The 17,103-nt window shown below is 73.3% G+C and carries 18 protein-coding genes; 9 read left to right on the forward strand and 9 right to left on the reverse strand.

Features of this window, described 5'->3' with window-relative positions:
• A partial coding sequence (locus tag ABD437_RS13700; RefSeq protein WP_344649179.1) for a GAF domain-containing protein occupies positions 1-1,160 on the reverse strand: 1,160 nt, incomplete at its 3' end.
• A gap of 125 nt (positions 1,161-1,285) precedes the next feature.
• Between ABD437_RS13700 and ABD437_RS13705 the strand changes: the two genes are divergently transcribed.
• The 7 genes from ABD437_RS13705 to ABD437_RS13735 are packed head-to-tail and all read left to right on the forward strand — an operon-like array spanning position 1,286 to position 8,657.
• Positions 1,286-2,893 carry a long-chain fatty acid--CoA ligase gene (locus tag ABD437_RS13705; RefSeq protein ID WP_344649461.1) on the forward strand — a complete coding sequence of 536 codons (1,608 nt, stop codon included), beginning with the start codon at positions 1,286-1,288 and terminating at the stop codon, positions 2,891-2,893.
• Entirely contained in the window at positions 2,883-3,419 is a 537-nt protein-coding gene (locus ABD437_RS13710; RefSeq protein ID WP_344649180.1) for a cupin domain-containing protein, read from the forward strand. The genes ABD437_RS13705 and ABD437_RS13710 overlap by 11 nt, the downstream gene beginning before the upstream one ends.
• Before the next feature lie 10 nt (positions 3,420-3,429).
• A complete protein-coding gene (locus tag ABD437_RS13715) occupies positions 3,430-4,440 on the forward strand; it encodes a sugar ABC transporter substrate-binding protein (protein WP_344649181.1) in 1,011 nt (336 codons plus the stop codon).
• A complete protein-coding gene (locus ABD437_RS13720) occupies positions 4,437-5,924 on the forward strand; it encodes a sugar ABC transporter ATP-binding protein (protein ID WP_344649182.1) in 1,488 nt (495 codons plus the stop codon). The genes ABD437_RS13715 and ABD437_RS13720 overlap by 4 nt, the downstream gene beginning before the upstream one ends.
• On the forward strand, positions 5,921-6,874 hold the full coding sequence (locus ABD437_RS13725; protein ID WP_344649183.1) for an ABC transporter permease: 954 nt from the start codon (positions 5,921-5,923) through the stop codon (positions 6,872-6,874). The genes ABD437_RS13720 and ABD437_RS13725 overlap by 4 nt, the downstream gene beginning before the upstream one ends.
• The gene (locus ABD437_RS13730; protein WP_344649184.1) at positions 6,871-7,836 is read left to right on the forward strand and encodes an ABC transporter permease subunit; all 966 of its coding nucleotides are present in this window, start codon (positions 6,871-6,873) and stop codon (positions 7,834-7,836) included. Before ABD437_RS13725 ends, ABD437_RS13730 begins: the two co-directional genes overlap by 4 nt.
• On the forward strand, positions 7,833-8,657 hold the full coding sequence (locus ABD437_RS13735) for an SMP-30/gluconolactonase/LRE family protein (RefSeq protein WP_344649185.1): 825 nt from the start codon (positions 7,833-7,835) through the stop codon (positions 8,655-8,657). Before ABD437_RS13730 ends, ABD437_RS13735 begins: the two co-directional genes overlap by 4 nt.
• Before the next feature lie 261 nt (positions 8,658-8,918).
• On the opposite strand, the gene ABD437_RS13740 is transcribed toward ABD437_RS13735, so the two are convergent.
• Complete coding sequence (locus tag ABD437_RS13740) at positions 8,919-9,497, reverse strand: TetR/AcrR family transcriptional regulator (protein ID WP_344649186.1); 579 nt, start codon at positions 9,495-9,497, stop codon at positions 8,919-8,921.
• An 88-nt stretch (positions 9,498-9,585) separates the two neighbouring features.
• Between ABD437_RS13740 and ABD437_RS13745 the strand changes: the two genes are divergently transcribed.
• Both ABD437_RS13745 and ABD437_RS13750 read left to right on the forward strand, forming a co-directional pair.
• Positions 9,586-10,032, forward strand: coding sequence for an anthrone oxygenase family protein (locus ABD437_RS13745; protein ID WP_344649187.1), 447 nt, complete (start codon positions 9,586-9,588; stop codon positions 10,030-10,032).
• Positions 10,033-10,059: 27 nt separating this feature from the next.
• Positions 10,060-10,866 (forward strand): phytanoyl-CoA dioxygenase family protein, encoded by an 807-nt coding sequence (locus ABD437_RS13750; RefSeq protein ID WP_344649188.1) that lies wholly within the window; start codon positions 10,060-10,062, stop codon positions 10,864-10,866.
• Here ABD437_RS13750 and ABD437_RS13755 read toward each other — a convergent pair.
• The 7 genes from ABD437_RS13755 to ABD437_RS13785 form a co-directional block, all read right to left on the reverse strand.
• On the reverse strand, positions 10,850-11,659 hold the full coding sequence (locus ABD437_RS13755; RefSeq protein WP_344649189.1) for a nitroreductase family protein: 810 nt from the start codon (positions 11,657-11,659) through the stop codon (positions 10,850-10,852). The two genes, ABD437_RS13750 and ABD437_RS13755, sit on opposite strands and share 17 nt — an antisense overlap.
• A complete protein-coding gene (locus ABD437_RS13760; RefSeq protein WP_344649190.1) occupies positions 11,659-11,991 on the reverse strand; it encodes a hypothetical protein in 333 nt (110 codons plus the stop codon). The genes ABD437_RS13755 and ABD437_RS13760 overlap by 1 nt, the downstream gene beginning before the upstream one ends.
• A 48-nt stretch (positions 11,992-12,039) precedes the next feature.
• Positions 12,040-12,837, reverse strand: a complete 798-nt coding sequence (locus ABD437_RS13765; protein ID WP_344649191.1) for an SAM-dependent methyltransferase — start codon at positions 12,835-12,837, stop codon at positions 12,040-12,042.
• 96 nt (positions 12,838-12,933) lie between these two features.
• Complete coding sequence (locus ABD437_RS13770; protein WP_344649192.1) at positions 12,934-14,031, reverse strand: 2-oxo acid dehydrogenase subunit E2; 1,098 nt, start codon at positions 14,029-14,031, stop codon at positions 12,934-12,936.
• A complete protein-coding gene (locus ABD437_RS13775; protein ID WP_344649193.1) occupies positions 14,028-15,041 on the reverse strand; it encodes an alpha-ketoacid dehydrogenase subunit beta in 1,014 nt (337 codons plus the stop codon). Before ABD437_RS13775 ends, ABD437_RS13770 begins: the two co-directional genes overlap by 4 nt.
• Positions 15,020-15,913, reverse strand: a complete 894-nt coding sequence (locus ABD437_RS13780; RefSeq protein WP_344649462.1) for a thiamine pyrophosphate-dependent dehydrogenase E1 component subunit alpha — start codon at positions 15,911-15,913, stop codon at positions 15,020-15,022. Before ABD437_RS13780 ends, ABD437_RS13775 begins: the two co-directional genes overlap by 22 nt.
• Positions 15,914-15,930: 17 nt before the next feature.
• The gene (locus ABD437_RS13785; protein ID WP_344649194.1) at positions 15,931-17,100 is read right to left on the reverse strand and encodes a glycosyltransferase family 4 protein; all 1,170 of its coding nucleotides are present in this window, start codon (positions 17,098-17,100) and stop codon (positions 15,931-15,933) included.
• Positions 17,101-17,103: the final 3 nt, after the last annotated feature.

Here is a 17,103-nt window from a genome sequence, read left to right on the forward strand (position 1 = left end):
GCCGGCCGGGTCTCCGACGCGGCGACGACCACCACGTTCAGCGCCGCGACGTCCACCCCCCGGGCGTGGGCCCGGGCCCGCTGGGCCGGACCCACCGGCGCGGTGGAGACCAGGAGCTCGGTGAGCAGGCTGCCGCTGACCCGCTCCTCGGCCTCGGCGACCGCGGTCTCCTTGAGGATGAGCAGCCCCATGATCTGGGCGGCCCGCTCCAGCGTGCGCAGGTCGACCGCGCTGGGCTCCTCGTCCCGGGACAGCAGGAGCGCGCCCAGGTAGGTGTCGCCCGCCTGCACCGTGGCCGCGCTGTGCCAGCTGCCGTCGTCGTCGTCGGTGGCGGTGGCCCACCGCCCGGTGCGTCGGGCCTGCTCGACGACGTCGGCCGGGGACGGCCCGATCGCCGCCCCCACCGCGCACCGGGCGGTGACCGCGCCGGCCCGGTCGAAGACCGTGACCTCACCACGCAGGTGTTCGACGAGCAGCCGGGCGATCTCGTCGGCGCCGCCGCCGGTCAGCACCACCCGGGCGAGGGCCTCGTGCACCGCCTGGGCCCGCTCGGTGACCGCGACCTGGTGTTCGATCGTCCGGTACGCGGCCTGCAGCTGTTTGAGGGCCGAGCGGCTCTCGTCGTAGAGCCGCGCGTTGTTCAGCGCGATCGCCGCGTGGTCGGCGAACGCGCTGAGCAGCGCCACCTCGTCGTGCTCGAACGGGCGCTCGGTGCGGTCCGCGGCGAACAGCACGCCGATCACCTCCTCACCGACCAGCAGCGGGACGCCGAGCAGCGCGACCATGCCCTCCGGGACGACGAGACCGTCGAACGTGCGGTCGTGCGGGACGTCGGTGGTCTCCAGGTAGTTGCTCACCCAGGCCGGTGCGCCGGTGGCGATGACCCGGCCACCCACGCCGGTACCGGAGGGCACGCTGGCCTCCTGGAACGTCGGGGAGATCGTGCCCTGGGACGCCTTCAGCGTGAGCTTGCCGTCGGGGCCGACGAGCGAGAGGTACGTGAAGTCGGTGCCGACCAGCTCGTGCGCCTCCCGGACGATCGACTCCAGCACCGCGTCGGGCTCGCCCAGGGCGGTCAGTGACCGCGCGGTGGCGTAGAGCGCGCTGAGTTCGCGCTCGCGCCGCCGCCGGTAGGACACCAGGTCCGGCGACTCGCTCACGGTGGGAAACTCCTCCACCTCGGTGGCCACGGAAGTGGAGTGATCATCCCTCACCGAGGCCTCGTCACCCTCCTAGAGTTCTGCGGAACACAGGTGTGACCCGTGCCACAACGAGGGGGCGCGTGATGCGCGGATTGATGCAGGACCGTCCGCTGACGATTCCGACGTTGCTCTCCCGCGTCGAGACCAACTTCGGGCACAAGCGGGTCGTCACCGGCGACACCGTGGCGACCTGGAGCGAGGTGGCGCCGCGCGTCCGCCGGCTCGCCCGGGCGCTCGACCACCTCGGCGTGCCGCCCGGCGCGTGCGTCGGCACGTTCGCCTGGAACAGCCAGCGTCACCTCGAGCTCTACCTCGGGATCCCGGCCTCCGGGCGGATCCTGCACACGGTCAACCACCGCCTCTTCGCCGACCAGATCACGTTCATCGTGAACGACGCCGCCGACGACGTCCTCTTCGTCGACCGGACGATCCTGCCGGTGGTCTGGCCGCTGGTCTCGTCGTTCCGGTCGGTGCGGCACGTGATCGTGATGGACGACGGCGGGGACTTCCCGCTCCCGGACGACCCGCGGATCCTCGACTACGAGGACCTGCTCGCCCAGCGGAGCGGTGAGCCGCTGGAGCTCGCGGTTCCGGACGAGAACGCGGCCGCGTCGCTCTGCTACACGTCCGGGACGACCGGCAACCCCAAGGGGGTCCTCTACAGCCACCGGTCGGTCGTGCTGCACAGCCTGCTCCTGCTCGGCGCCGACGTGTTCGCGTTGAGCGAGAAGGACGTGGTCGCGCCGATCGTGCCGATGTTCCACGTGAACGCGTGGGGTCTCCCCTACGCCGCGATGCAGTGCGGCGCCGACCTGGTGCTGCCCGGGCCGCACACCGCACCCGAGCAGCTGGTCACCCTGCTCTCCCGCCACCGGGTCACGTTCTCCGCCGCCGTCGCCACGGTCTGGCGTGACCTGGTGCCGCTGCTGGCCGGCTCCGACCTGGGCAGCCTGCGCCACATCGCGTGCGGCGGCGGCGCGGTCGACGACGCGCTGTCCCACGCGTACGAGAAGACGATCGGGATCCCGCTGACCAACGCCTGGGGCATGACCGAGACCAGCCCCGTCGTCACCACCTCCCGGCTGGGCACCCACCACGTCGGGCTGACCGGGGACGAGCGGCGCCTGCTGCTCGGCACGCCCGGCCCGGCGGTGCCCCTGACCGAGTTGCGTGTCGTGGCCGACGACGGGGTGCCGCAGCCCCGCGACGGAACCACACCCGGCGAGTTGCAGGTCGCCGGGGCGACGATCGCCGGCGCCTACTACGGCGCCGACAGCGGCGCGGACTCGTTCACCAGCGACGGCTGGCTGCGTACCGGGGACGTGGCGACGATCGACCGCTGGGGTTACCTGCGCATCGTCGACCGCACCAAGGACCTGGTGAAGTCGGGCGGCGAGTGGATCTCGTCGGTCGAGCTCGAGAACGCGATCATGGCCGATCCCCGGGTGCGTGAGGCGGCCGTCGTCGGCGTCGCCGACCCCCGCTGGGGCGAGCGCCCGGTGGCCTGCGTGGTTCCCGCCGACGGTGTGCACCTCACCGGCGACGACGTGCGTGCGCACCTGCGCGGCCGGGTCGCCTCGTGGTGGATCCCCGAACGCGTGGAGCTGCTCGACGAGATCCCGAAGACCGCGACCGGCAAATGGTCGAAACAGACACTCCGCCAACGGCTGGGAGGCCAGCGTGCCGATTGAACCGCGCCTGATCGTCACCGGGCACACCCCGGACGGCCACGCCGTCTTCGTCGAGGACCGCCACCCCGAACCGGTACGCGTCCAGGCGCTGCCCGGCGCCGACTTCTTCCTGCTGTGGGGCACCCCGGACGGCACCGCGCGGGTCGGTTCACCGAACCCGTCGCCGGTGCTGCGGCCCTACTTCCCCGGCCTCGGGGGCAGCCGGGCGCTCTTCCTGCGCTGGGCTCCGCACGCGGACGCCCCCGACGCCCCGGACCCCGGCACCGTCCGGAGCGAGGTGGCCGACACGCTGCCCGGGCTGCTGGACCCGTTCGAGGACGACGGCGACGGGATGCACACCACCGACACCGTCGACTACGCGATCTGCCTCGAGGGCGAACTGCGCCTCGAGCTCGACCACGGCGCGCAGGTCACGCTCACCCCCGGCACCTGCGTGGTGCAGCTCGGCACCCGGCACGCCTGGAAGAACACGAGCGACCGGCCCGCACTGATGTGTTACGTCCAAATCGGAGCTGTACGTGATTGAGGAGTCCGGCATGCCGCACAGACCCTGGCGCCGCGTCGTCGTCACCCTCGGGCTCACCGGGGCGTTACTGGCGGCGGGCGGCTGCGCCGGCTCCCCGCAGACCACGAGCGCGAGCACCGGCGGCCCGAAGGGCAAGACCGTCAGCTTTGTCGGGTACGGCAGCACGAACCAGTGGGGCGCCTACTTCAACGGCGTCTTCACCAAGAAACTGACCGCGGAGGGCGTCGAGGTCAAGGACCTGACGACGATGGACCCCGGCACCGCGGTGCAGAACTTCAACCAGGCCATCGCCGAGAAACCCGACCTGATCGTCACCGCGCTGCTCGACACCACGTCGATGGCGGTGCCGATCCGGAAGGCCAAGCAAGCCGGCGTCCCGGTGCTGGTCTTCGACGGGCGCCCGGACCCGAAGGTCGACGGCGACGTCATGCAGGTCGTCTCGGACAACGTCGCGCTGGGCACCGCCGCCGCGCAGAACATCATCGAGGGCCTCACCGCGCAGGGGAAGAAGTCCGGCCAGGTCTTCGTGATCACGGGCACGGCCTCGTCGCTGGTCACCCAGGACCGGATGAAGGGCTTCGAGGCCGAGATGGCGTCCGCGCCGCAGTTCCAGGTCGTCGACGTGCAGGACGGCAACTGGGACCCGGCCCGCTCCGGCCAGCTCGCCACCCAGCTGCTGGCGAAGTACGGCTGCGCCGGGATCCAGGCGGCCTACGGGATGGCCGACTACATGGCGCTGCCGATCATCGCGTCGGCGAAACAGGCCGGCTGTCCGGTCGCCGGACCGAACGGGCTCGTCGTGACCAGCAGCAACTGCTTCAAGGCCGGGATCGACGCGATCCGGGCCGGCACGCTCTACGGCACCGCCACCGAGGACCCGGGCACGATCGCCGAGCAGACCGCCGACTACGTGCTGCGGTACTTCAACGGGGAGAACCCGCCGAAGAAGGAGACCGTCCGCGAGGAGCGGGTCACCGCGAAGAACGTCGAGCAGTTCGCGGCCCAGTGCAGCAACGCATGAGCCTGATCCGGGTCGACGGGTTGTCGAAGTCGTACGCCGGCACGGTCGCGGTCCGCGGGGTGGAGCTGGAGCTGCGGGCCGGGGAGATCCACGCGCTCTGCGGCCACAACGGCGCGGGCAAGAGCACCGTGGTCCGGCTCCTCTCCGGCCAGGAGAGCCCGGACGCCGGCTCGATCGCGGTCGACGGCGTCCCGGTCGAGCTGAAGACCCGGCGGGACGCCCAGACCGCCGGGGTGGCGCTGGTGGACCAGGAGCTGAGCGTGGTCCCGTCGCTGACCGTGGCCGAGAACCTGCTGCTCGGCGACCGCGACGCCGGCTGGCTCAACCGGCGCCGGGCCCAGCACCGCCGGGCCCGGCGGATGCTCGACGACCTCGGGCTCACCCACGTGCGCCCCGAGCAGCGGCTCTCCACGCTCGGCCTGGGCGAGCGGCAACTCGTCGAGATCGCGCGCGCGTTGGGCCAGCGCGCCCGCCTGGTCATCCTCGACGAGCCGACCGCCACGCTCACCGACGTCGAGAGCGAGCACGTCTACGCCGCGGTGCGCAGCGTCGCCGCGGCCGGCTGCGCGGTGCTGTTCGTCTCCCACCGCCTCGGTGAGGTGCTCGCGCTCTGCGACCGGGTCACCGTTCTGCGCGACGGCGCGGTCGTCACCACCAGCGACGCCGACGCGCTCACCGTGCCCGCGCTGATCCGGCACATGCTCGGCGAGAGCCCGGCGTCGGCGCCGCGGACCCGGGCGGAGTCCGGCGAGACGGTGCTCGAGCTGACGTCGGTGAGCGTGCCCGGCCGGTTCGGCGACCTGTCCCTCCGGGTGCGCGCGGGCACGATCTACGCGATCGCCGGGCAGCTGGGCTCCGGGGCCTCGGACGTCCTGCGCGGGCTGGCCGGCCTGCACCCGGCGCTGGCCGGCCAGGTCACGGTCGGCGGCGCCCGCCTGCGCACCGCCGACCCGGTGGCCGCCGCCCGCGCGGGGATCGCGTTCGCGTCCAACGACCGCAAGTCCGAAGGCCTGTTCCTCGACCGCTCCACCGGGGTCAACCTGCTCGTGACCCGGATCCCGGCGCTCAGCCGGTTCGGCCTGGTCGGCGCGCGCCGCTGGAAGGAGACCGCGTCGCGGCTGGGCGAGCGGTGCGGTTTCCCGGCGAACCAGCTGGCCCGGCCGGTGGGCCGGCTCAGCGGCGGCAACCAGCAGAAGGCGTTCGTCGGCCGCGCGCTGGACCGGTCCGGCACCCGGGTGCTCCTGCTCGACGACCCGACCCGCGGTGTCGACGTCGGCGGCCGGGCCGCCGTGCACGGCCTGGTGCGGAACGCCGCCGCCCAGGGCGTCGCGGTGGTGTTCTCGTCCACCGAGCTCGACGAGCTGGTGGACCTGGCCGACGTCGTCGTCACGATGTACCAGGGCCGCACGGTGGCCCGGCACGACGAGGCCGTCCCCGGTGACGTCCTGCTGCACGAGATGACCCACGGGACGGAACCCGGATGAGCGCGGTCACCGCCGAGCGGCGGATCGTCCGTCCCCGGCGGACCGACGTCCTCCCCGTCGCGGCGCTGCTCGTGCTCCTCGCCGTCGGAGCGTCGACCCCGCGCTTCCTGAGCCTGGACAACGTCAAGGCCATCCTCACCTCGGCCAGCCTGATCGGCATCGCCGGGCTCGGGCTGACGCTGATCGTGATCGGCGGCACGTCGGTCTCGCTGGCGATCTCCCAGTCGGTCGCGGTCAGCGCGATGGTGTTCCTCGCCGTGCAGTCGGCCGGGCTGGTCGTGGCCCTGGTCGTCACGATCGTCACCGGTGCGCTGATCACCGGTCTGCAGGGCCTGGTGGTGGGGTACGGGGAGGCCAACCCGATCGTGCTGACGATCGCGGCCGGCTTCGCGCTGACCGGGCTCGCGACCGGGGTCGGCGGCGGCACGTCGGTGTCCCCCACCGGCACCGGCTACACCGTGCTGAACGCGACCCCCGGTGGCCTCCCGCTCAGCGTCTTCACGTTGGTGCTGCTCACCGTCGCGGTGCAGGCCGTTCTCGACCGCAGCGTCTTCGGCCGGCTGCTCTACCTGACCGGCGAGAACCGGCCGGCGGCCCGCGCCGCGGGCCTGCCGGTCGGCCGGGTGGTCACGGTCGCCTGGGTGCTGGCCGGGGCACTGTTCGCGATCGCCGCCGCGTTCAGCGGCGCGTTCAACACCAGCGCGAACATCAACCTCGGCGGCACGCTGACGTTCGACGCGATCGCCGCGGTGCTCGCCGGTGGGACACCGATCGCGGGCGGCAAGGGATCGGCCCGGCGGACGCTGGCCGGCGTGCTCCTGATCGCGACCGTCTCCGACATCCTGCTGCTCCGCGGGTACAGCACCGGCGCACAGATCATGGTCAAGGGCCTGATCGTCCTCGCCGTGATCCTCGTGGTGCACCTCCGCACGACGAGAGGCCGCCCATGAGCCGGTTCGCACGGCCGGAAGTCCTGGTCCCCGGCGTCGCGCTCGGTGCCACGCTCCTCGTCTTCGCGGCGCTCCCGCTGCGCACCGGCCAGCTGCTGACGCCGTTCGACGCGTACAACGCGCTGCAGGTGCTGGCCCGGCTGGGGCCGCTGATCCTGGCGCTCGGGCTCACGATGATCGCCGGTGAGTTCGACCTGTCGGTGGTCGGGACGTACGCGTTCGGCGGGATGCTCGCGGTCACCTACGGCCAGGACCACTGGGCGCTCGGGCTGCTGCTCGCGCTGGCCGCCGGCGTCGCCGTCGGGGTGCTGCAGGGTGTCGTCGTCGCGCGGTTCCGGATCTCCTCGATGCCGGTGACGCTGGCGACCTACATCACGCTGCTGGGGTTGACCAGCTCGCTCTCCGGCGGGCTGAGCAAGACGTTCGACAACGCGGACGTGACGCTCTGGGTGGACCGGCCGGTCCTGCAGGTGTTCTCGCCGCGCAGCCTGCTCGCCCTCGTCGTGTTCCTGGTGCTGGCGCTGGTGCTCGCCGGGTCGCGCTGGGGGCGGGAGATCCGGGCGATCGGCGGTGACCGCCGCGCGAGCCGGGTCTCCGGCGTCCGCGACGACCGGCTGCTCGTCGGTCTGTTCGCGACCTCCGGTCTGCTCGCGGCCGGCGGCGGCGCGCTGCTGAACTTCAGCCTGGGCTCGGCCAACCCCGACCCCGGCGTCCAGCCGCTCATCCTGGCCGCGGTCGCGGCCCTGCTCGGCGGGGTCTCGCTGGCCGGCGGGCGCGGAAGCGTGCTGGGCCTGCTGGCCGGTGCGCTGACGATCGCGTTCCTGGCGCAGGTCGTGACCGTGGCCGCGCTGCCCACCTACGTCAGCCAGCTGTTCTACGCGCTGCTGCTCGCGGGGGTGGTCGCGGTGGACGCGCCCGGCCTGCGCCGCGGTGTGCTCCGACTCCGAAAGGTGCGGCGATGAAGCTCTACGACGGACTCCGGTTCCCCGAAGGCGCCCGCTGGCGGGACGGACGGCTCTGGTTCTCCGACATGCACACCGGCGAGGTCTTCCGGGCCGACCCGGCGTCCGGGAAACCACCGGAGGTGGTGGCCCGCATCGACGACCAGCCGTCCGGGCTCGGCTGGAGCGCCGACGGTTCGCTGCTGGTCAGCTCGATGACGCGCCGGCTGGTGATCCGGGTCGGCCCGGACGGCACGCAGAGCGTCTTCGCCGATCTCTCCGGCCACACCGACGCCCCGATCAACGACCTGGTCGTCGACGACGACGGCCGGGTGTACGTCGGCGGCTTCGGGTACGACCTCTACGCCGACGCCCCGCAGCGGCCGGGGCCGATCTTCGTGCTGGAGCCCGACGGCCGGGCCCGGGTGGCCCGCGACGACCTGGTCTTCCCGAACGGGGCGGTGGTGCTGCCCGGATCACGGACGCTCGTCGTCGCCGAGACGTGGGCGGCGCGGCTCACCGCGTTCACGATCACCGGCGACGGCGACCTGGTCGACCGGCGGGTGTGGGCGCCGTTGCCGGCCGGCGCCACCCCCGACGGCCTGTGCGTCGACGCGGAGAGCGGCGTCTGGGTGGCGGACATCAGCAACGGGCGGTTCCTGCGCGTCCGTGACGGGGGCGAGGTCACCGACCGCATCGACGTCGGTGACCGGGCGCCGGCCGACTGCGCGCTGGGCGGACGGACGTTGTACCTGCTGACGGCGAACAGCTGGCAGCCGTCCGAGACCGGCGTGCGAGCCGGCCGGGTGGAGACCGTGGAGGTGTCGGTCCCCGGCCCTTGAGTCAGCCCGACCCCCGAGTCGTCGAACCGCGGCCGGCTCGGCCCGAAGCCGGCCACGGACGCCGACCGGTCCGCGTCGGGACCGAACCGGGTGGACGGGCTGTCGTCGAGGCCGCTCCAGGTCGCGATGCCGCAGCACTCCGCCCGGGCGCAGCACCCGGCGCAGCGGCTACGCGACGCCGTTCGCGTTCACCGCCGCGTTCCGCCGCCGGGACGGCGTCCCGCCGGGCCACTACCGACACTCCGGAGTGGTCGACCGACGTCACGGGACGGCGAGGCGGTCGACCAGGAGTTCCACCCGCCGGGCGGTGTCGCCCGGCGGGAGCCGCCCGGCCCTCGTCAGCGTGGCGACCCCGTGCAGTGCCGCCCAGAACACCTCGGTGAACAGGCCCGGGTCGACACCGTCGCCGGCCACCGCGCCGAGGCTCTCCTTCAGGGCCGCGAACGCGTCCTTCAGCGGCTCGGGGGTGTCGTCGCGGGCGAACGCGAGGCCGCCGTCGAGCTGGAACATCGCGTCGTAGACCGCGGGGTTGCGGACGGCGAAGTCGAGGTAGGCGTTGGCCAGCGCGGCGACCCGCTCGCGGGGACCGTGCGCGCCGGACGCCGCGGCCCGCACGGCCGCGGCCATCTCGGTGGCACCGTCGATCGCCACCGCGCCGATGATCTCGCGTTTCCCGCGGAAGTGGCTGTAGAGCACGGGCTGGCTGTACTCGATGCGCTCGGCGAGCAGCCGGGTGGTGACCGCGTCCCACCCCTGTTGCTCGGCGAGTTCCCGAGCCGTGGCCACGATGAGCCGCTCACGTTCCGCGCGCTCACGCTGCTTGCGTTCCTGGACCGACATGGATGGATCCTAGCACCGCTAGACAATCGAGCGGCAATAGTATTAGCGTTGGCACATCCGCTAGCAGCGCTAGATCAAGGTGGTCATCGTGCTCGACGTCCTCGCAGTTGTCACCGTCGTCGTGGTCGGCCTGATGGTGGGCGTGGAACTCGCCGTCTCCGTCGTCCTCAACCCGATCCTCGACGCCCTCCCCGGCGACGCCGGCCAGCTCGGCCGGGCCCACGGCGGCCGGATGCTCGGCGCGGCGATGCCGGTCTGGTACATCACGTCGCTGGTCCTGGCGGCGGGCTGGGCCGTCGCCGGGTGGTCGGAGCCGGGCACCGGTCTGGTCCTCACCGCGGCCGGGTTGCTCGTCGTCAGCGTGGTCATGTCGGTCCTGCTGCTCGTCCCGATCAACAACCGGGCCAAGACGTGGACGCCGGAGAACCGGCCCGCCGACTGGAAGGAGCAGAGCCGCCGCTGGGACCGCCTCCACTACGTGCGTGTCGCCGTCATCGTCGCGGCGTTCGCGTTAGTGACCAGCGCCCTGGCCTGAGCGCCGTCCATGTTGCAGGCTGGGGTCATGACCGCCGACACCGCACGGGACGCGATCTACACCGACGGCATCACCGCGCTCCCCGGCGCCTTCGACGTCGCCTGGGCCGACCGGATGCGTGCCGACATCGAGGCCGCCTTCGCCGAGGCCAGGGCGCGGCCGGGCGGTGCGGTCGGCCGCGGCCCGAACCGGTACTACGTGGAGATCCACCCCGAGCAGCTCAGCGGCTTCGTCGACCTGGTCTCGCACCCGTGGGTGCGGGCGGTCTGCGCGGCGGTGCTGGGCGAGGACTACCGCATCGTGGAGCTGGGCTTCGACATCCCGTTCGCCGGCGCGGTCGCCCAGCCCTGGCACCGCGACTTCCCGATGCCCGACGTGACCCGCACCGACCGGCGGCTCGACTCGCTGGCGTTCAACCTGACCGGGGTGGACACCACCGACGAGATGGGCCCGTTCGAGATCGCGCCCGGCACCCAGTTCGACGACGAGCCCGACTTCGAGCACGGCATGTTCCCGCCCCGGTCGCGCTACGACCGCTACGAGGCGCTGGCCGTGCGCAAGTACCCGCGCCGGGGCGACATCTCCGCCCGGTCGGCGCTGACCATCCACCGCGGCACCGCGAACCGGTCGCCGCTCGCGCGGCCGGTGCTGGTGCTCGGCGTCGACGCCGCCGACGCGACGAACGACGACAAGCACGACCTGGCCGTCACCGAGCGGTACTGGGCGGCGCTCCCGGCCGACGTGCGCGCCCACCTGACCTGCCCGGTCGTGGAGCGGCTGACCCCGATCACGCAGAAGCACACGATCGAGGGCCTCGTCATGGGGGCGGAGTGACGCTGTCGTCCCAGCCTTCCTGCGGCGTCGCGCAGGTGCCGCGGAAGACGTACTGGGACGGCAGTTTGCGCTCCCGGCTGCTCCAGTCGATCGGGGGCCGGCGCTGCTCGGAGGGCAGGTACCCGAGGCGGTAGACGGCCATCAGCTCCAGGTCGTCCGGCACCTGGAGCAGGGCCACGATCTCGTCCCAGCGGCCCGGTACCTCCATCGGGAACGAGACGAACTGGATGCCCATGCCGAGCTCGACCGTGGTGAGCCAGACGTTCTCCATCGCCGCGCCCATGCTGAACACCGAGTAGAACGAGGACAGTTCGCCGGGCCGGTACTCCGCCCGGTCGAGCATCACGCCGAGGAGCAGCGGGGACCCGGCGACGAGTTTGCGGTTCTCCTCGCCGAGGCTCTGCGGCACCCGCAGGACGTTCATCAGCCGCTGGCCGCGCGAGGTGAACACCTGGCCGGTGAACGGGCGCAGCGGTGCGGGCAGGCGGTCGAACAGCATCCCGTCGCGACGACGTTCCATCTCCTCGCGGCTGAAGCGGAAGTACGGCTTGTAGCGTTCGAAGAACGTGCCGTTGGACATCGCGGTGGTCATGCTCTCGCCGCTGATCCTGCCGATGGCCTCGATCGTCGCCCGTTCCTCGACGATCACGAACCGCCACGGCTGGCTGTTGAGCTGCGACGGAGCCCGTCCGGCGACCTCCATCAGCAACCGCTGGTGCTCCTCGGAGACCGGGTCGGGAAGGAACGCCCCGTTCGTCGTCTTGCGGCGACGCAGCACGTCGAGGAATTCCATCAGTCTCTCCTCCGGACCAGGACCAGTGCGGCCACGAACGCCGGCGCGGCCGTCCCGGCCAGCGCGGCGTGCCGGCGCAGGCGCCCGCCGGCGTACGGCAACGCGGCCAGCGGACCGACCGCGGGGAGCAGCGCCAGACCGGCGGCACGCCGCTCGGCGGCGCCGGCGACGAGCGCGACCGCGGTCAGCGACACCGTCGCGGCGTAGAGCGCGTGGTGCACCCAGCGGATGCGTGCGTTGTCGATCAGGCCGGCGGCAACCGCGGTGCCGAAGGCCGTGTTGGCCGCGTAGCTCGCGGCCGCGGCGGTGACCAGGGGGCGGGTCAGTGTCATCAGTCGTCTCCCGGAGGAGACAACTGCCCACTCGACGCCGGTCGAAACTCAGGCCTTGCGGGCCACCCCGCAGTACACGGCCAGCTCGGCGGGGTCGGTGCCGGGCTCGGGGCGCCACCGGGGGTTCGACACGACGCCCGGCTCGACCAGTTCCAGACCGTCGAAGAACGCGGTGATCTGTTCGACGGTGCGCAGGGTGTAGTCCACCGCGCCCTGGCGGTGGGCGGTCGCGGCGGCGTCGTCGTTCTGCGGGGTGGTGATGCTGTCGTTGATCGCGAGGTAACTGCCGCTGGGCAGGGCGTCCACGATGGTGCGCACGATGCCGGCCGGATCGTCGTCGTCGGGGACGTGGCCGAGGATGCCGATCATCATGACGGCGATCGGGCGCGAGAAGTCGAGGGTGGCCGCCGCGGCCTGGAGGATCTTCTCCGGGTCGCGGGCGTCGGCGTCGACGTAGTCGGTGGCCCCTTCGGGGCTGCTCGTCAGCAGCGCACGGGCGTGCACCAGCACCAGTGGGTCGTTGTCGACGTAGACGACCCTCGACTCCGGCGCGATGCGCTGGGCCAGCTCGTGGGTGTTGTTGACGGTGGGGAGGCCCGGCCCGATGTCGAGGAACTGGCGGATGCCGGCCTCGCCGGCCAGGAACTCCACGGCGCGGGCGAGGAACCGGCGGCCGGCCCGGGCGAACTCGGCCATCTCGGGAAGGCGGGCGACGACGGCGTCGGCGGCGGCCCGGTCGGCGGCGAAGTTGTCCTTGCCCCCGAGCAGGTAGTCCCACATGCGCGCGCCGGCCGGCTGGTCAGTGCGTAACCGGGCCTGCAGGTCGAACTTGGGGCCGCTGGTCATTCCTCTGCCTTCCGTCGGCTGAAGTCCATCCTGCCCGATGCAGCATAGTGTGGACGCCGCGTTCCGTTTATCGCGCACGACCTCGCCGTCCCTCGATCAGCGCACCGGCGCGAGCAGCACCTCCCGCACCGCGCGCAACAGCTCCACCGCCTGGGCCCCGTTGACGACCCGGTGGTCGTAGGCCACCCCCAGCTGCACCACGGACCGGGTCACCGGTGCACCGTCGGCGTCGAGCCGCACGACCGGCTGCACCCCGGCCAGCGAGACCGCGCAGACCGTCCCCGGGAGCACGATCGGCACGGCCACCGTCACGTCGTCGTCGGTGTGCAGGGCGAGCAGCACGTTCGCCCCGGTCAGGTCGGCGGGCCGGAAGCTGCCGCGCAGCGCGGTGAGCCGGTGACGCATCAGCTCCTTCGCGACCTCGGCGACCGGCTTCGCGGCGACGTCCCGGACGACCGGGACGTGCAGCCCCTGTCCGACGTCGATCGTCACCCCGACGTCGATCCGGTCGGGCCGGCGGACGGCGCCGGGCTCGACGTAGGCGCCGAAACAGTGCGGGAACCGGTCGGCGACGGCGCCGAGCGCCGCGACGACCAGTTCGGGCAGCCCGATCAGGCAGCGGTGGGTCCGGCTGAGCTCACGGGCGTGGCGTAGCGCGTCGTCGACCGGGACCGCGATCGCGACGAAGCCGGTGGGCACGGACCGGTGCGATTCGCTGACCACGGCGGCCACCGCGCGCTGCACCGGGGAGAGCGGCTCGGTCCGGCCGGGGTCGGGCGGCGTCAGCGCGTCGAGGTCGGCCACCCGGATCACCGGCCGGCCGAGGGCGCGGACGGCGGCGAGGTCGATCCCCCGCTCGGCCATCACCCGCCGGGCCGGTTCGGTGACGATCGGCTCGCCCGCGAGTGGCTCCCCTTCGGGCCCCGGCGTGCCCGGCCGCGGCCCGTCGGGCACGCGCGCGCCGACCGGCAGGACGGTGGCGATGACCTGGCCGACGGCGCACTCGGTGCCCGCCGCGACCAGGTGCCGGAGCACCCCGGCGTCGGCGCAGGCCAGGTCCTCGGTCGCCTTCGACGTCTCGACGGTCGCGACCAGGTCACCCGGGCGCACCGGCTCCCCGGTCGCGACCAGCCACTCGACCAGCGTGTACTCGGTGTCGTTCGAGTTCAGGCGGGGAACGCGCAGCTCGCTCACCGGTGGCCCCGCTGCACGGTCGCGCTGATGGTTCCGGCCTGCACGAGAACCTCCTCCTCCAGATGGGCGGCGGCGGGCACCACGCCGTCGGCCGCGCTGACCACCCGCACCGGCCCGCGCAGCTGTCCCCACAGCGCGGTGTGCAGCTGGTGCGCGAGGTCGGCGGCCCAGGTGCCACCGGCCGTCCCGTCCTCGACGATCACGACCTGACCGGCCCGGGCGGCGGCCGGCAGGATCGGCTCCAGCGCCGTGCGGTCCAGCCGCGCCGGCACGTACAGCTCGCACGTGATCTCCCGACTGATCAGGAGCTCACGCATCGCCACCAGCGCACGCTCGGCGACGCCGCCGGGGGTGATCAACACGCAGTCAGGCGGGTCGATGCCGGCGATGCGGACCACCGCGGTACCCGGCCACGGCCCCACCAGGTCGTAACGGAACAGGTCGTCGGCGGTGCCGGGCGGCCGCCGGAGCCCGGTGTAGAGCACTTTGTCCTCGAACACCAGCGCGGGTACCCCGCGGCCCAGCACGCCGGTGAACAGGTCGGCGCAGTCGTGGAACGGGCTGATCTCGTAGACGTCCAGATCGGGCACACCGAGGAAGTGCTTCTGGAGGCTCTGGCTGTGCGTCGGGCCGTAGCCGCGCCGGCCACCGGTCGGGCATCGCACGACGACCGGCATCGGCAGCCGCTGCCCGTACATGCTCACCGACTTGGCCGCGAAGTTGACGATCTGGTCGAACGCGAGCGTCACGAAGTCGGCGAACATCATCTCGACGATGGCCCGGTTCCCGGCCAGCGCGAGGCCGTTGGCGATTCCGACCAGACCGGCCTCGCTGATCGGCGTCGCCACGACCTGGCGCGGGAAGCGGGTGGAGAGCCCGCGGGTGATCTTGAACGCGCCGCCGTAGGGGTCGGTGATGTCCTGGCCGAGCAGGTAGAGCCGGTCGTCGGCGGCGAGCGCGGCCCCGAGCGCGGCGTTGAGGTGCTCGGCTACACGCTGACGGGCTGCCACTGCTCCACCTCCGCGGCGGCGCGGCCGGTGGCCGGGGGGCGGGCGGTGACGTCGCGGACGACCGCGGCGACGCGGGCACGTTGCTCGGCGTCGAGCCGGTCGAACTCGGGTCCGTCGAGCCGGGCGTACCAGTCCTCGGCACGCAACCGGTCGAGCTCGTCGGCCGGGCGGGGATCGTCGCCCTTGCTGTGCGGGCCGGCGCGCCGGGTCGCGAACTCCACCACCAGCGGCCCCGCGCCCCGGCGCACGCGCTCCACCGGCCCGGTGAGCGCGTCGCGCGGCACGGACACACCGGGTCCGGTCGCGTCGACGTGGAGGTGCTCGACGCCGAACGCGGCGGCGCGGCCGGCGATCGTGCCGGCCATCGCCGCACCGGTCGGGGTGCTCTGCGCGATGCCGTTGTGCTCGACCGCGACCAGCAGCGGCAGCCGCCACAGCGCCGCCATGTTCAGCGCCTCGTAGACCGCGCCCTCGCCCCAGGTGCCGTCGCCGACGTAGACGCAGGCCAGCCGCCCGGGTTCGGAGCGGGCCAGGTGCAGTGCGGTGCCGGCCGCCACCGGCAGGCTCTCCCCCTGCACCCCGGTCGAGAGGTGCCGGCCGCGACGCAGGTGCTGGCTCCCGCCCACCCCGCCGCTGACCGCGCCGTCGCGGCCCAGGATCTCGGCCAGCAGCCCGGCCGGGTCGTCGAAGCGGGCCAGGTAGTGGCCGTGGCCCCGGTGGTTGCTGAACACGAAGTCGTCCGGGTCGAGCAGCGGGCTGAGCGCGACCGGCACGGCCTCCTGACCGAGGCAGGTGTGCGTGGTGCCGTGCACCTCGCCCCGCGCGAACAGGTCGAGCAGCGCCAGTTCGAAGTGCCGGATCAGCAGCATCATCCGCAGGTCGTCGGGGTTCACGTCGCCACCTTCCGCCGGGCGATCAGGGCCGCCAGCGCACGTCGCCGGGCCGGGTCGGGTGCGGTGGGCGGCGGCGGCTCGGCCGGGGTGAGGCCGGTGAGGTACCGCTCCAGGGCCCGGGCGTCGAGACCGCCGACGAACTCCGCCGCCGCGCGCCGGCCCTGCTCGGCCAGCGCGGTGTAGTGGTCCGGGTCGTCCAGCAGCCGGCGCAGCGCGGTCCGCCACGGGGCCAGGTCCTGGGGCGGCACGACCGGTCGCGGGTACGGTTCGTCGGCGCGCTGCGGGTGGTAGGCCTCGATGGTGCGGACCGGAAGCAGGTGCGGCACGCCGAGCTTGGCTTCGCGCAGGCCGCCGACGTCGGCGGCGAGCACCGGTACCCCGTGCAGCATCGCCTCCACCGCCGTGTAGCCGAACGTCTCGTCCCAGAGCGAGGGCATCAGCAGCACCCGGGTGCGGGCCAGCAGGTCGGCGATGTCGTCCACCGGCGCCGCGATCTCGATGGAGGGCCTGCGGGCCAGCGCGGCGCGCTCGGCGGCGTCGGTTCCCCAGGTCGGCACGGCGAGGAACGGCACGTCCGGCTCGGCGTCGGCCAGCCCGAGCAGGACGTCGAGGCCTTTGACGCCGCACGGGTTGACGAGCGTCACCGCGCCGGTGTCCGGCCGGCCGAGCCGCGGGTGCGGGCCCGGGCCGTAGACGTGGGGCCGGATCAGCGTCGCGTCGAGCCCGGCCCAGCGGTGGGCGTACTCCTGGGCCGCGCGGCTGACCGCCACCACCCCGGCGCAGCGCCGGACCAGCCGCAGCCCGGAGCCGCCCGGGTAGAACGACCGCGGCCCGAACGGGGCCTGCTGGAGCGTGTGCAGCAGGTAGACGACCCGTCCCGGGGTGGCGCGCAGCGCGGTGCCGAGCACGACCAGCCCGGGGTCGTCGGAGGGTACGAGCGTCCAGTCCGGACGCTCCGCGGCGGCCACCGCGGCGATCCGGGCGACCGACCGGACCGTGTGCACCTCCACCCCGCGGTGCTCGAACACCGTGTCGGCGTCACCGGGCGCCACGGCCACGCAGCGGTGCCCGGCGGCGGCCAACTCCTCCAGCAGCATCCGGTTGGACTTGGTGGCGCCCCCGTGACCGGGGAGGTACCGCATGTTCTGGGCCAACAGCACCCGCATCCG

The sequence above is a fragment of the Cryptosporangium japonicum genome (genome assembly GCF_039524755.1).
Classification (GTDB): Bacteria; Actinomycetota; Actinomycetes; order Mycobacteriales; family Cryptosporangiaceae; genus Cryptosporangium; species Cryptosporangium japonicum.

Bases quoted from the DNA above. Each gene is read 5' to 3' on its own strand.
- ABD437_RS13705 (WP_344649461.1), top strand. From the start codon at position 1,286: ATGCGCGGATTGATGCAGGACCGTCCGCTGACGATTCCGACGTTGCTC.
- ABD437_RS13715 (WP_344649181.1), top strand. From the start codon at position 3,430: ATGCCGCACAGACCCTGGCGCCGCGTCGTCGTCACCCTCGGGCTCACC.
- ABD437_RS13720 (WP_344649182.1), top strand. From the start codon at position 4,437: ATGAGCCTGATCCGGGTCGACGGGTTGTCGAAGTCGTACGCCGGCACG.
- ABD437_RS13725 (WP_344649183.1), top strand. From the start codon at position 5,921: ATGAGCGCGGTCACCGCCGAGCGGCGGATCGTCCGTCCCCGGCGGACC.
- ABD437_RS13730 (WP_344649184.1), top strand. From the start codon at position 6,871: ATGAGCCGGTTCGCACGGCCGGAAGTCCTGGTCCCCGGCGTCGCGCTC.
- ABD437_RS13735 (WP_344649185.1), top strand. From the start codon at position 7,833: ATGAAGCTCTACGACGGACTCCGGTTCCCCGAAGGCGCCCGCTGGCGG.
- ABD437_RS13740 (WP_344649186.1), bottom strand. From the start codon at position 9,497: ATGTCGGTCCAGGAACGCAAGCAGCGTGAGCGCGCGGAACGTGAGCGG.
- ABD437_RS13750 (WP_344649188.1), top strand. From the start codon at position 10,060: ATGACCGCCGACACCGCACGGGACGCGATCTACACCGACGGCATCACC.
- ABD437_RS13755 (WP_344649189.1), bottom strand. From the start codon at position 11,659: ATGGAATTCCTCGACGTGCTGCGTCGCCGCAAGACGACGAACGGGGCG.
- ABD437_RS13760 (WP_344649190.1), bottom strand. From the start codon at position 11,991: ATGACACTGACCCGCCCCCTGGTCACCGCCGCGGCCGCGAGCTACGCG.
- ABD437_RS13765 (WP_344649191.1), bottom strand. From the start codon at position 12,837: ATGACCAGCGGCCCCAAGTTCGACCTGCAGGCCCGGTTACGCACTGAC.
- ABD437_RS13780 (WP_344649462.1), bottom strand. From the start codon at position 15,913: ATGATGCTGCTGATCCGGCACTTCGAACTGGCGCTGCTCGACCTGTTC.
- ABD437_RS13785 (WP_344649194.1), bottom strand. From the start codon at position 17,100: ATGCGGGTGCTGTTGGCCCAGAACATGCGGTACCTCCCCGGTCACGGG.